Below are 14,144 nucleotides of genomic sequence, written 5' to 3' on the forward strand. Positions count from 1 at the left end.
ATTCTGACTCCCTAGCCGGTTGCTGAAAGACTTGGCCGCGCTGCGGTTGAGCTTGGCTCCGGGTACGCCTCTTGGAGTTCCTATTACTGCCCTCCCGCTGAAGTGATGTCGGCCTCTCCTTTCCCCCCTGTACTGTTAAGCGCCGAGGTGCTGCAGGTGTACGAAACCCTTCCCGACCCGTACCTGCTACTGTCGCCGGAGCTTGTGGTGCTCACGGCCAGCAATGCTTACCTGGCGGCTACGTTTATGGGGCGGGAGCAGCTCGTAGGCCGGTCTATTGCCGACGTGTTTCCGGCCAATCCGGACCACTCCTCGGTGCTGGGCCGCTCGCGGCTGCTGGAGTCCTACCAGCGGGTGCTGCGCACGGGTCAGCCCGAGCAGTTGCCCATTCAGCGCTACGACCTGCCCCCGCCAACTCCGGGCTCGGCCCAGCCGTTTGTCACCAAGTACTGGAGCGTGCTCAACTCCCCAGCCCTGGACCCCGACGGCTCGGTGCACTACCTCATCAGCAAGGTGAGTGACGTGACGGAGCTGGTGGAGCAGGGCCTCCAGATTACGGACCTGAGCCGGGAGGTGGAGCTGAGCAAGGCCCTGGCCCACGACAACCGCCAGTTGGTGCAGGAGCTGCAGAAGGCCCAGGCCATTCTCGACACCATTCAGGAAGCCTACGTGGAGCTCAGCCCGGCCGGCGACTTCACCTACCTCAACCGCCAGGCTGCCCAGCTGCTGGGGCGCACCCCGGCCGAGCTGCTGGGCAAAAACATTGAGCACGCCGAAGCCGTCGTCAGCCCCGAAGCCCGGAACCTGATCCGGCGCGCCCTGGCTACCCAGCAGCGCGTGGAAGCCGAGTATCTGTGCAGCACGCTGGGCTACTGGGTGTATATGTCGGTTACGCCCACGGCGGCCGGCGTTATCGTGCAGTTCTACGACATCCGGGACGTGAAAGCCTCGCGCAATGAGCTGCAGCGCGAGCACCAGCGCCTCAAAGAGTCGCAGGCCATCGGGCACATCGGCAGCTTCGAGGCCGAGATGAGCACCGGGCACGTGTACTGGAGCGACGAGCTCTACCGCATTCACGGCCTGGAGCCCCAGAGCCACACGCCCACGCCGCAGAGCTGCCTGACGGCCATGTTCCCGGAAGATCAGGAAATCTTTATGCAGCGGCTGACCATGTCGCAGCTGCTGCCGCGCTTTGGCATGGTGCACCGCATCCTTCACCACGACGGCACGGTGCGCCTGGTCGAAACCCGCACCGAAGTGGAGCGCGACGAGCAGGGGCGGGTAGTGAAAGTGTACGGCACGGTGCAGGACGTGACGGAGATGAAACAGGCCGAAAAGGACGCCCGCGAAAGTGTCAGCCAGTTTCAGACCCTGGTGGAGAATACGCCCGACCTTATCACGCGCTGGGACCGAAGCCTGCGCCTGCTTTTTGCCAACTCCGCCTTCAGCCAGCGCAGCGGCAAGTCCCTGGCCGAGCTGCTGGGCAAGACCAACCGGGAAATGCAGCACCCCGAGGAAATAGCCGGCCCCTGGATGGCCAAGCTGCGCCTGGTGCTCGAAACGGGCCAGGCCCAAGACCACTACAACTCGGCCCCCACGCCCACGGGCCTCAAGCACTTCTACTCCCGGCTGGTGCCCGAAACGGCCGAGGACGGCTCCGTGCAGAGCGTGCTGGCCATTGCCCGCGAAATTACCGACATCAAGCGCCTGGAAAAGGAGAACCTGGCTCTGCAGCTTTCCCAGCAGAAGCAGTTGCTCAACGCCGTGCTCGAAACCCAGGAGTTTGAGCGCCGCCGCATCGCCGAGAGCCTGCACAACGGGCTGGCGCAGGTGCTTTATGCCACCAAGCTACACCTGGAGCAAATTCAGCCCTTCCCCGAGAGCCCCGCCTTCCGGCAGGTGCTGCAAGCCAAAGAGCGGGCCGGGCAGTTTTTGTCGGAGGCCATCAAAGCCACCCGCACCATTTCCCACGAGCTGATTCCGACCACGCTGGAGGACTTCGGACTGGCCGCGGCCATCAATGACGTGTGCCAGCACATGAGCCACGGGGCCCTGCGGATTCAGTGCCAGGTTACGGGCATTGCGCCGGCGCTGGACAAATACCTGGAACTGGCCTTGTACCGGCTGGTGCAGGAGCTGGTCAACAACATCGTCAAGCACGCCCAGGCTACCACGGCCCGGGTGGTGGTGGCCCGCGAAGAAGGGGCCATTCGCCTCACCGCTCAGGACAACGGCCGTGGTTTCGACCCCCAGCGCCTCAGCAGCAAGGGGTTTGGGCTCAAAACCATCCGGGACCGGGTCAAGCTGCTCGGCGGCACCACCGACATCGTGTCGGCTCAAGGCCAGGGTACTACCGTGAGCATCTGGTTTCCGGTAGAGCGGGAGTAAGGCCGCTTAGAGCTTACATAAACAGCTTGCGCAACGCCCACAGGCTCCACACTATCACCATCAGGCCCACGCCCACGAACATCCAGCGGGTGGGAATGCGGCCGGCCAGGCGGGCTGCAAACGGAGCCGCCGCAATGCCGCCCACCACCAGGCCCAGAATAATCTGCCAGTGGGTGATGCCGATGGTAGCGAAGAACGTAACGGCGCTGGCGAAGGTCACGAAGAATTCCGTGACGCTGACCGAGCCGATGACGTACTGCGGCGTGCGGCCCCCGGCAATGAGGGTGCTGGTTACCAAAGGGCCCCAGCCGCCGCCGCCGAAGGAGTCGAGGAAGCCGCCGGCCGCGGCCAGCAGCCCCAGCTTCTTGTGCTTGGTGCGGCCTTTTGTGGGCTTGCTGAAGGCTTTGGTCAGGATGCGCAGGCCCAATAGTAGCAAATAGAGAGCCAGCAGGGGCTTGACGTAGGTGCCGTAGGTTTCACCGAAGCGGGAAAGCAGATACGCGCCCGTAATGGCGCCCAGCACGCCCGGAATCAGCAGGACTTTGAACAGCTTCTTGTTCACGTTGCCAAACCGGTAGTGGTGGTAGCCCGAGGCCCCGCTGGCAAACATTTCGGCGGTATGAATGCTGGCACTCACCGCCGCCGGGGCAATATTGATGCTCATCAAGCTGATGGCCGTGACGACGCCGTAGCCCATGCCCAGCAGCCCATCCACGAGTTGGGCCCCGAAGCCAATGGCCACAAAGATGTAGAACATCCGGGCGTTGGAGGCCACGCCCCACACCTGGTCCCAGGTGACGTAGTACGACAGGATATTGAACACCAGCATGCCCGCAAAGGCCAGCAGTGAAGCCGTGGCAATCTTGCGCCAGCGCGCCGCCGCCGGCGACTCGTACGCCGGTCCGCCGGCCAGCTCGGCCGTTACGGCGTTCAGCGACTTGACCTTGTTGGCAAAGTCGCCGGCCAGCTTGCCCCGGATGATGGTCATGTGCTGCAGCACTTCCTGCAGCTCGTTGGGCAGGGCGTCGGCCAGCACCGTGCGCAGGCGCTTGGCCACCGTCGGCGACTTGCCGTTGGTGGAAATGGCAATTTTCAAGTCACCTTTCTGCACGATAGAGCCCAGGTAAAAGTCGCACTCGTCGGGGGTGTCGGCCACATTGCAAAGCAGGCCCAGCTCGGTGGCGTGGGCCTTGATGCCGCGGTTGAGCACCGGGTTGTCGGTGGCCACGAAGATGATGTCGTGGCCCACTAAGTCGACGTGGGTATAGGCGTGGTGGCGCAACTGCAGCTGCGGGTGCTGTTCGGCCAGCAGCTGAATGCCCGGCAGGAAGGTTTCACTGACCACCGTCACAGCCGTGGCGGGGCTGTTGCCCAGAATGGCGGCCAGCTTTTCCAGGCCCACGGCGCCGCCGCCCACCACTAGCACCCGAAACTTTTCCAGCTTCAGGAACACCGGAAACAGGTTGTTGCCCGCGGGCACCCCCGCGGCGGGCGGGGCCAGCGGCGGCAAGGCTGCTTCGGAAGGAAGGGGCGAGGAGGTCATGAAAAGGTAATTTTGGCAGGCGAAAGAAAGGGAGCGGGTAGGAGCGGGGAGCGGAGCAGACAGAACCCGGGGCTAGGCGTGGAAGTTCTGCCCGTGGGTGGTAGCGGCCACCACGCCGCGGCGCACCACGAAGTCGCCGAAGCGCTCAGCGGGCTGCCGCTCGGCGGCGTAGGCTTCGAGCAGGGGCGTGAGCTCCCGCAGGATTCCGTCCTCGTCGAGCATCTCGCGGTAGAGCTTGTTGAGCCGCTCGCCGGCGTGGTTAGCCCCTAAGTATAAGTTATATCGGCCAATAGCTTTGCCCACCAGCCCGATTTCGCCCAGGTAGGGCCGGGCGCAGCCGTTGGGGCAACCCGTCATCCGAATCAGGATGCCGTCGTCGGTCAGGTCATTAGCCCGGATGACCTGGTCAATCCGGTCGAGCAGCTGCGGCAGGTAGCGTTCGGCTTCCGCAAAGGCCAGGGAACAAGTGTTTAACGCAACGCAGGCCAGGGAGTTAAGGCGAAGCGCGGTCTGCTTTTCGGTGCGGCTCCACACGCCGTGCTCCTCCAGAATAGCCTGGAGCCGGGGCCGGTGCCGAGGCTCGACGTTGGCAATGGTCAGGTTCTGGTTGCCGGTCAGCCGGAACTCGCCGGAGTGGAAGCCGGCAATTTCGCGCAGGGCCGTTTTGAGCAAGTAACCCGGCTTGTCGTACACCCGGCCGCCCTCGATGAAGAGCGTCACGTGGGCCTTGCCGTCCTTGCCACCGTTCCAGCCAAAAGCGTCGCCGGAGGTTTCGAATTTGTACGGCTTGGCTGGCGCAAGTTCATAGCCCAGGCGCTGGTGCAGCTCGGCCACAAACGCGTCGAGGCCGAACTTGTCGATGGTGTACTTGAGGCGGCTGAATTTGCGGTTTTCGCGGTTACCCCAGTCGCGCTGAATGGTCAGCACTTTCTCGCAGACGTCCACGACCTTATCGGCGGGCACGAAGCCGATGAGGTCGGCCAGGCGCGGGTAGGTTTCGCTCATGCCGAAGGTCATGCCCATGCCGCCGCCGATGGCCACGTTGAAGCCCAGCAGCTGGCCTTTTTCGGCAATGGCAATCAGGCCGATGTCGTTGGCAAACACGTCGGCGTCGTTGGTGGGCGGCACGGCCAGGGCAATTTTGAACTTGCGGGGCAGATACGTCTTGCCGTAAATCGGCTCGAAGTCTTCCTGCTCGCCCTCGTTGATGGCGCTGGAGTAGGTCGACTCACCGTTCAGCCACAAGTCCCAGTAGGCCGTGGTGCGGGGCGTGAGGTGGTTGCTGATGGCCACCGAGGTTTCGTACACCTGCCGGTGCAGCTCCGATTCCCGCGGGTTGGCGCTGCACATCACGTTGCGGTTCACGTCGCCGCAGCCTGCAATGCTGTCCATGAGCACCTGGTTGAAGCCGGCAATGGTTTGCTGCAAATCCCGCTTCAATACGCCGTGGAGCTGAAAAGTCTGGCGGGTGGTGAGCTTGAGCGTGCCGTTGGCGTACTCGTCGCTCAGCGCGTCCATGCGCTGCCACTGGTCGGCTGAGGCCACGCCGCCGGGCACCCGCACCCGAATCATGAAGGAGTAGAGCGGCTCCAGTTTCTGGCGTTTCCGCTCACTTTCCAGGTCCCGGTCGGTTTGCTGGTAGGAGCCGTGAAACTTAATCAGGTGGGTGTCGTCGGGGTTCAGGGCGCCCGTTACGCGGTTCTGCAGGCTCTCGTCGATGGTGCCGCGCAAATAGTTGCTGGCATCCTTGACGTGCTCGACTTCGGAAAGCTTTATAGTCTCAGCCATTACGGTTGGGGAGTTACGGGAGAAGTAGGAGTGGGCGCCGAGGCTACGGCGGGCCGCAAATCGAAATTGTGGAAGTAGAAAACCCGGATGGTGTGCTGGTTGCGGTACACGCCTGCGGCGGGCAGCTGCTGAAACAAGTGCATGTAGCCGCCCTGGAGCTGGGCGTGCTTGTTGATTTGGTAGACCAGGCCCGCAAAGAGCCGGTTCTGGTCGAAGTAGTTGAGGCGGATTTCCTTGCCGAAATTCATCATCACCTCGTTGTTGAGCATAAACTGCACCCCGCCCGGCTCGAAGCCGCGCTTAGAAAGGGGCAGAAACAGGGCCGCGTTGTAGCGGGTGCGGTAGTTGAAGTCGAACTCGTCGAGCCGCTCGTTGCTGCGAATTGTGCGCCGGAACCGTTCCTCCAGCCGCACCCACTGCATGAGCCGGGCCTTGGGAAACTTGGTAAACCACTGCACCTGCTGCCAGGGCCGGTGCTCGGCCTGCCCGATGGTGCGGGCTCCGTCGGGGAAGTGGTGCACGTAGGCGTAGCCGCCGGTCAGGCGCACGTCGTCGGTGAGGTAGTAGGTCAGCCCAAAGCGGGCCACGGTCTGAAAGGGTTCCTGCACGAAATGGTCGTGCAGGCGCAGGTGCAAGTCGGTCCAGGAGCCCCAGTGCTGGGAAAAGCGCGTTTGGTTGAACACGCCCAGCCAGGTTTGCTGCTCGCGCACGTACTCTTTCTGGGCACGCAATGGGGCAGCGGCCAGGACCAGGAGGAAAAGCGGAAGGAGAAAGAGGCGTTTCATGGCGTGGACCCCACCCCCGGACCCTCCCCTCTGGGAGAGGGGGCAGACGTATCAGGTAGTTGGATTAGTGTCTGTATGAGTAGTAAAATAAGCCCCTCTCCCGGAGGGGAGGGTCCGGGGGTGGGGTTAGCGGATTACCGTGTTGTCAAAGGTCAAAGCCACGTAGTACAGGCCGCCGATGGTGGGGCCGGCGGCGTACTGCACGTAGCGGTTGTTGAGCAGGTTGGTGCCGCCCACTTTGATGGTGGATTTCAGCGCCGGCACCCGCACGTTTACCTGGGCGTCGACAGTCTGGTAAGAAGGAATCCGGCCGTTGGCCAGCTGACTTTCCCAGAGGAAGGCGTTCTGGCGGCGCCACACCACGTTGAAGCCCACGTTGCGCACAATTTCCCGGTTGCCAAAGCTCACGTTGGTTACCCATTTGGGCGTGTTAAAGCCCGTCACGAAGACGTCGGCCTGGTCGTTGCTGGCCAGGGCGTTGTAGTTCACGTTGCCGGCCACGGTGTATTTCTGGAAGAAGTTGTAGGTGATGCCCAGGGCCGAGCCGTAGCTGCGGTAGGTGTTACGTGCGTTGGTGTACACGCGGTACCGGTCCTGCTTGGCGCGGGCCAGCATGTCGAGCACCGAGGCATCGGAGCCGACTGGGCCCGACTTGGGCACCGCTACTTCCACCTGGCCCAGGAAGCCGGTGTACTCATTGTAATAGGCGTCCAGGTCGAGGGCCAGGCGGTTGTCGAGCAGCACGCTCTTGTAGCCCACTTCGTAGGCGTTGATTTGCTCGGGCTGCATGGTGGGCAGGTTGGCCACTTGCAGCACGGCGCGGTTTTTCAGCGCGGCCCGGGCCTGCTTCTCGGCCGTGGTGCCGCTGGGGTCGGCGGCCACGTCCTTGTTGACGGCGGCCGTGAAGTTGTCGAGCGAGACGAGGGTGTAGGAATTCTCCAGGTAGCCGATGCCGTCATTCACCCGGGCCAGGCCGCCCACGCGGCGCACCGAGCCGTTGTTGACAAAGCTCAGGGCCTCGAATAAGGCCGGGAAGCGCCAGCCGTTCTGGTAGGAAGCGCGCAGGTTGTGCCGCTCCGCAATGGTGTAGACGGCCGCCACCCGCGGGTTGAGCTTGGGGCTGAACTCGGGGTTGTAGTCCACGCGCAAGGAGGCGTTGAGCTTGAGTCGGTCGTGGAGCAGCAGCTTGGTGGCCTGCCCAAAGGCCCCGACTTTCTTGTAGTACTGATTCTCGCCGCCGGGCGTAGTGCGGTCCGAGAGCGGCTTGCTGAAGTCCACGAAGTTGTTGCCGTCGGGAATGACTTCGTACACCCGCGCGTCGGCGCCGAGCAGCACGTCCGCCCACTCGATGCGCTTACCCAGATTCCACTGGGCCTCGCCGTGGTAGGTGCGGCTGCGCTGCCAGAGGGCCGCCCCGCCGGTTTCGGGGGCGCCGGGCACGTTCACGGCAATGTCCCAGTTGTTGATGCCCGTAATCGTGTTTTTGAGCTGCTCGAAGGCGGCCGTGCCGGGCTCCACGCGGCCCGCGTCGGCGGCGGTGCGGGCCAGCTTCATGGCGGCGGCCAAATCCACGCCGGCGTCCACTTGCTTCTGCAATTCGGCCTTGAACTTGTTGCCCCACACGCTGTTCGAGCCGTTGTTGAGGTCTAGGTTGGTGGCCAGCGGGTTGAGGTTGTAGGAGTCGCCGGTGTTTTCGACCAGTACGTAGCCCCGGGCCACGAAGTCGGCGCCGCGCAGCTCGAGCTTATGACTTTGCACGGTCACGTTCTTGAGCTGAATCTTGTTGCCGCGCTGGAAAATACCGTCCATCAGCCCGTAGCGGTAGCCGTACGACAGCTCGGCCTTATCCGTGAGCTTGTAGTGCAGGCTGCCGTCGAACTTGAGGTTGCGCACCGTCGGGTTGATGAGGTCCTTCTCGTAGTAGCCGGTGCGGCGCACGTTGAAGGTTTCGGTCTTGCCGTTGTAGGTGATGGGCACCGACACGTTGCCGCTCCTATCGTCGCCGTAGCGGTTCCAAAGGTCGGCCGCGGGGTTGTCGGCGCCGCTGAGCTCGGGGAAGCGGGGGTTGGCCGCGTTCAGGTTCTGCGGGTTCTGGTCGGTTTGGGTGTCGGAAAGCCAGTCGGTGCCCTGCAAATACGAGCCATTGACCTTGTAGGCCCACTGCTGGCGCTTGCCAAACACCTGGGCCCAGCGCACGGCCGACTCGGTCAAGAGGCTCGGGTCGTAATCTTTGCCGTCGACGTGGTTCACGCCCAGCTTTTGGTACACGCTCAGCCCCTGGTACACGAAAGGGCTCTTGGTCGTGAGGTTGGCCATGCCGTTGATGGCGTTCATGCCGTAGAGCGCTGAGGCGGCGCCCGGCGTAATTTCCACGCTGGCAATATCCAGCTCGGTCGGCCCAATGGCGTTGCCCAGCGGTACGCCCAGCGTGGCCGCCTGCATGTCGACGCCGTCCACGAGCTGCATGAAGCGGAAGTTGTTAGGGATGTTAAACCCGCGGGTGTTGGGCACTTTAAACGTGAGGCTGCTGGTCGTCATCTGCACGCCCTTCACGTTTTCCAGCGCGTCGTAAAAGCTTGGGGCCGGGGTTTCCTTGATGGCCCGGATGTCGAGCTTTTCAATGGCCACCGGCGACTTCAGCCGACTTTCCTCCACCCGTGAGGCCGATACCACCACCTCGTTCGTCAGCAGGGCCTTCGATTCCAGGGCCACCGACACGAGGTTCGTCGCATTCACGATTTCGACTTCCTTGGCGTCGTAGCCCAGCATGTTGAAAACCAGCGTGAAGGGAAATTTCAGCTTGGCTTTCAGGGCGAAGTTGCCGTTGCCGTCGCTGAGCACGCCCACCGCGCCGTTTTTTACGCTGATGCTCACGCCCGGCAACGGCTGGTTGGTCCCGTTCTCGCGCACCACGCCGCTGATGGCAATGATGGCGTCCTGGGCACGGGCCGGGGCCACGCTGGCCACCGCCAGAATCGGGGTAAGTAAGGAAGCGGTAAGTATTTTTCTCATGATGTAGCAAGCACGATTGAAAGGAAGCAGCGGATGGGGGCACAAAGCCAGCCACATCCGGCCGCACAGTTTTTCAGGTGCGGCTACAACATCGATTCAGATAATCCAGGGTTTTCATAGCAGTGGAAAGGCAGTTGATGGAGAGAAGGGTAGTAAGGGGGGATTTTTGGGAGCAAAAACTTCTCCCCACGGTCATGCTGAGCGGAGCCGAAGCATCTCTACCGCTTCGTTGGATTGCCACTTGAATAGCATTGCGGTAGAGATGCTTCGGCTCCGCTCAGCATGACAATACCGTGGCAACGTCAGCCGAGCGGGATGCTTCGCTCTGCTCGGCATGACGTTCTGTTGAAGGCTGCTAATACACATCTTCTAAATACCGGCGCTGCTTTTTGAGGGCGCGCAGGTAATCGGCGGCGTCTTCGGCCGAGCAGCCGGCTTCGCGCTGCACCACCTGGCGCAGCGCCTCCTGAATGGCCGAGCCCAGGCGGGCCTTGTCGCCGCAGACGTAGAAGTGGGCCCCGTTTTCGAGCCAGCCGTACACGTCCCGCGACTTTTCGAGCAGGCGGTGCTGCACGTAGATTTTCTCGGCCTGGTCGCGCGAAAACGCCACGTCCAGATGGCGCAGGGTGCCGCGTTTGAGGTGCTGCAGCCACTCGGTCTGGTAGAGGAAATCGGTGGTGAAGTTGGGGTTGCCGAAGAAGAGCCAGTTGCGGCCCTCGGCGCCCAGCTCCACCCGCTCCTCCACAAAGGCCCGGAACGGGGCCACGCCCGTGCCCGCGCCCACCATGATGATGTCGGTAGCCGCGTCCTGGGGCAGCTTGAAGTACTCGTTGCGCTCCACGAAGACGCGGGCCGTGTGGTCAATTTCGAGCCGGTCGGCCAGGTGCGACGAGCACACGCCGTGCTTGGTGCGCCCGTGGGCGGCGTAGCGCACGGCGCCCACCGTCAGGTGCACCTCGTCGGGGTGCACGAGCAAGCTGCTGGCAATAGAGTACGCCCGGGCCGGCAACGGCCGCAGCACCGTCGCCAGCTGCTCGGCCGACAAATCGGCCGGGAATTCACGGAGCAAATCCGCCACGTCGCGGCCGTACACGTACTTTTGCAGCTGCGGAATGTCCGTCACGATGTCGGCCAGCGGCTTATGCAGAGGGGCGGCGGCGGCGTAGCGTTCCAGCACGTCGCGCGTGAGCACCGACAGCTCCAGCTTCTGGGTCAGGGCCGTGCCGAGCTCAAAGTCCACGCCCGAGAGCTGAATCGGGGCGGCGCCGTCGAGGCGGGCCGCTTGCAGCACTTCGGCTACTAGCTCCTCCCCGTTGCGGGGCACCACCGACAGTGCGTCGCCGGGCTCATAGTGCAGGCCCGAGTCGGCCAAGGACAGCTCCAGGTGGTAGGTTTCCTTGCTGGAGCCCCGGCCGTTGAGCTGAATCTTTTCCAGCACCGTCGCCTCGAAGGGGTTGTGGTGCGAATAGGCAGCCGGTTCCGGCGCCGTCAGGGTTTCGGTAGCTATTACGTGGCCGGAGTGGCTGCCCACGCCGCCGGCGTTGGCCTCGGCGGCAATGACGTTCAGGACCCGGTCGGCCCAGGTTTGCGCCGCTTCCTGGTAGTCCACGTCGCACTCCACCCGCTCCAGCAGGCGTTGGGCGCCAAGCTCGGCCAGGCGCTCGTCAAATTCCCGGCCGGTCTGGCAGAACTGCACGTAGCTTTTGTCGCCCAAGGCCAGCACCGAGTAGCGCAAATCGGGCAGCTTGGGGGCGCGGTTGCTGAGCAGAAACTGGTGCAGCTCCTCGGCCGCCACCGGCGGCTCCCCTTCGCCCTGGGTGCTGACAACGAGCAACAATTGCTGCTCGGTTTTGAGGGCCCGGGTGGCGTAGTCGTTCACGTCCTGCACCGTCACCTGCACCCCGCGCTGCTTGGCTTTCTCGGCCGTTTGCTGGGCCACTTTTTTGCTGTTGCCGGTCTGGGAGCCGTAGAGAATCGTGAGCTTGGCCGCCGGGGCTTCGGGCGCGGCTGGTTGCGGAGCAGCCTGGGCCTGTAGGGCGTTTTGCACCTCGCTGCGGCCCGCCGAAGTGCGGCCGTAGAAGTAGCCGCTCAGCCAGATGAGCTGCTGGTCGGAGAGGCCCGTCGTCAGGCGCTGCAACGTGTTATCGTCGAGGCCCAGGGGCAGCGCTTGGTCTTGGGAAAGAAGGCTCATGGCGAATGGGAAAGGAAATCGGAAGCTGGAAAGGCGTTGTTGGTCGGACCGGCATAAGGCCGTCATGTCGAGCAAAGCGAGACATCTCGCGTGCAGTAGTAATCAAGTAGCATTGCAACGTCAGCACGCGAGATGTCTCCCTGCGTTCGACATGACGTTCTTATATCATCAGGCTACCTCAGCGTAGGAAAGCAGTTCGGCAAACACCGTGGGCACCGCCGCTTCGGCCTTGGCCAGCCGGGCCACTTCGCCGATGATAATAATGGCCGGCGCTTCGAGGCCCGCCGCCGCGGCCCGCGTTGGCAGCTCACCCACCGGGCCCGTCACGAGCCGGGCTGTGGGCAAGGTGCCGTTCTGCACGATGGCCGCCGGCGTCTGGCTCTGGCCGTGCTGCGCGAAAATCTCCACGATGCGCCCGAGCTGACTCAGGCCCATCAGAATCACGGTCGTGGTGCGGGAGCGGGCCGCCTCGGTCACGGCGGCCGACAATTCGCCGGTGGCCGTGGTGGCCGTGATTACCTGGAAGCCCTCACTGCTGCCGCGGTGCGTCACGGGGATGCCCACGCTGCCGGCCGCCGCCACGGCGCTGCTAATGCCGGGCACGTAGTCGGTGCGCAGGCCGTGCTGCTCGGCGTAGAGCATTTCCTCCCGCCCCCGCCCAAACACGAACGGGTCGCCGCCCTTGAGGCGCACCACGTGGCCGTAGCGCCGGGCGCTTTCCACGATTAGCGCGTTGATTTCGTCCTGCCCGTAGCTGCGCAGGCCGCGCCGCTTGCCCACGAAAATCTGCGGGACGCCGGGCCGCACGTACGTCAGCAGGTCGTTGTTGGCCAGCGCGTCGTAGAGCACCACGTCGGCCTCGCCCAGCACCCGCACGCCTTTCAGCGTGAAGAGCTCCGGGTCGCCGGGCCCCGCGCCGAGCACGGTCAGGCGGGGTAGGGGAGTTAGGAAGTTGGACATTTTGTTAGAGCTCAGAGGTTAGAACTTAGAACTCAGAGGTTAGAACTTAGAGCTTAGACTCGTTCTGGTGAAGCGCTCAAAGTCTTTTCGACGACCCGCCAAGGCGCAGTCTGATAATTTGATGGAGGTGCCTAGACGTTTCATTAGTCTAAGCTCTAGGTTCTCAATTCTCAGTTCTCAAATCGTGAAGCCCAATGGTTCGGGCACGAAGCTGTTCTGCATGGCGTCGACCATGCCGGCGGCCAGCGTGTCGCCGCTGAGCTCATCGACCAGGATAAAGGCGCCGGTGGCGCGGTTCTGCTGGTAGGAATCCACCACGAGCGGGCTGGCCGTTTTGAGGCGGATGCCGACGATGTCGTTCAGCTGGGCCGACTCAGTGGCGGCGCGGCCAAACGTGCGCACGTTCACCTTATAAGTAATGGCCGATACGACGGCCTTCACCACCGACGAGTGGTGCTGCACGAGCAGCTTGCGGCCGGGCCACAGGGGCCGCTCGTCCATCCAGCAAATCGTGGCTTCCAGCTCCTTGGCCACGTGAATCTGGCTGCCGACGGGCACGATGGAGTCGCCGCGGCTGATGTCCACGTCGTCGGCCAGGCGGATGATGACGGCCTGGGGTGCGGCGGCGCTTTCCACTTCCTGCTGATCTACCTCAATGGCCTCAATCACCGACTCCTGGCCGCTGGGCAGGATGTGGACCCGGTCGCCGCGGCGGTACTCCCCGCTCTGGATGCGGCCGGCGTAGCCGCGGTAGTCGGGGTAGTCGTCGGTCTGGGGCCGAATCACGAACTGCACCTGAAAGCGGGGCTCGGCAATGCTGGCTTCCTCGAAAGCCGGCACGCTTTCCAGATGCTCCAGCAGGCTCGGGCCGGTGTACCAGCCCAGGTTTTTGGAGCGGGCCACGATATTGTCGCCGAGCAAGGCGCTAATCGGAATGGCCGTCACCTGGGGCAGCTTGAGCTGGTCGGCCACGGCGGCGTAGTCGGCCACAATCTGGTCGAATACCGCTTCGTCGTTGCCCACCAGATCCATCTTGTTCACGGCCAGCACAAAGTGCCGGATGCCCACGAGCGAGGCAATCAGCGAGTGGCGGCGGGTCTGTTCCACCACGCCCTGCCGGGCATCAACCAGTACAATGGCCAAATCAGCCGTCGAAGCGCCGGTGACCATGTTGCGGGTGTACTGCACGTGGCCGGGCGCGTCGGTGATGATAAACTTGCGGCGCGGCGTGGTAAAATACTTGTAGGCCACGTCGATGGTAATGCCCTGTTCCCGCTCGGCGCGCAGGCCGTCGGTGAGCAAGGCCAAATCTACGGTGCCGTGCACGGTGGGCCGGTTTTCCAGGGCCGCCAGCACGTCCAAGGACACCGAGTCAGAATCGTAGAGCAAACGGCCAATCAGCGTGCTTTTGCCATCGTCAACGCTGCCGCAGGTAATAAATCGGAGAAGATCCATGAGGTTAGTTGTCGGTTGTTCG

The 14,144-nt window shown here is 63.3% G+C and carries 8 protein-coding genes; 1 reads left to right on the plus strand and 7 read right to left on the minus strand.

Going from position 1 to position 14,144, the window contains the following annotated elements:
• Nucleotides 1-105 precede the first annotated feature (105 nt).
• Entirely contained in the window at nucleotides 106-2,388 is a 2,283-nt protein-coding gene (locus CLV45_RS01275) for a PAS domain-containing sensor histidine kinase (protein ID WP_100334589.1), read from the plus strand.
• A 13-nt stretch (nucleotides 2,389-2,401) separates the two neighbouring features.
• On the opposite strand, the gene CLV45_RS01280 is transcribed toward CLV45_RS01275, so the two are convergent.
• From CLV45_RS01280 to CLV45_RS01310, 7 genes are all read right to left on the minus strand, one after another.
• The gene (locus tag CLV45_RS01280) at nucleotides 2,402-3,931 is read right to left on the minus strand and encodes a TSUP family transporter (RefSeq protein ID WP_100334590.1); all 1,530 of its coding nucleotides are present in this window, start codon (nucleotides 3,929-3,931) and stop codon (nucleotides 2,402-2,404) included.
• A 72-nt stretch (nucleotides 3,932-4,003) separates the two neighbouring features.
• Nucleotides 4,004-5,719, minus strand: a complete 1,716-nt coding sequence (locus tag CLV45_RS01285; protein ID WP_100334591.1) for an NADPH-dependent assimilatory sulfite reductase hemoprotein subunit — start codon at nucleotides 5,717-5,719, stop codon at nucleotides 4,004-4,006.
• Nucleotides 5,719-6,504, minus strand: a complete 786-nt coding sequence (locus CLV45_RS01290; protein ID WP_100334592.1) for a DUF2490 domain-containing protein — start codon at nucleotides 6,502-6,504, stop codon at nucleotides 5,719-5,721. The genes CLV45_RS01285 and CLV45_RS01290 overlap by 1 nt, the downstream gene beginning before the upstream one ends.
• Before the next feature lie 126 nt (nucleotides 6,505-6,630).
• Nucleotides 6,631-9,516, minus strand: a complete 2,886-nt coding sequence (locus tag CLV45_RS01295) for a TonB-dependent receptor (RefSeq protein ID WP_100334593.1) — start codon at nucleotides 9,514-9,516, stop codon at nucleotides 6,631-6,633.
• 355 nt (nucleotides 9,517-9,871) lie between these two features.
• The gene (locus CLV45_RS01300) at nucleotides 9,872-11,707 is read right to left on the minus strand and encodes an assimilatory sulfite reductase (NADPH) flavoprotein subunit (protein WP_157807218.1); all 1,836 of its coding nucleotides are present in this window, start codon (nucleotides 11,705-11,707) and stop codon (nucleotides 9,872-9,874) included.
• A 168-nt stretch (nucleotides 11,708-11,875) separates the two neighbouring features.
• On the minus strand, nucleotides 11,876-12,667 hold the full coding sequence (gene cobA / locus CLV45_RS01305) for a uroporphyrinogen-III C-methyltransferase (protein ID WP_100334595.1): 792 nt from the start codon (nucleotides 12,665-12,667) through the stop codon (nucleotides 11,876-11,878).
• Nucleotides 12,668-12,844: 177 nt separating this feature from the next.
• A complete protein-coding gene (locus CLV45_RS01310) occupies nucleotides 12,845-14,122 on the minus strand; it encodes a sulfate adenylyltransferase subunit 1 (RefSeq protein ID WP_100334596.1) in 1,278 nt (425 codons plus the stop codon).
• Nucleotides 14,123-14,144 lie beyond the last annotated feature (22 nt).

Origin of the sequence: Hymenobacter chitinivorans DSM 11115 (assembly GCF_002797555.1) — a bacterium.
In the GTDB taxonomy this organism is placed as follows: domain Bacteria; phylum Bacteroidota; class Bacteroidia; order Cytophagales; family Hymenobacteraceae; genus Hymenobacter; species Hymenobacter chitinivorans.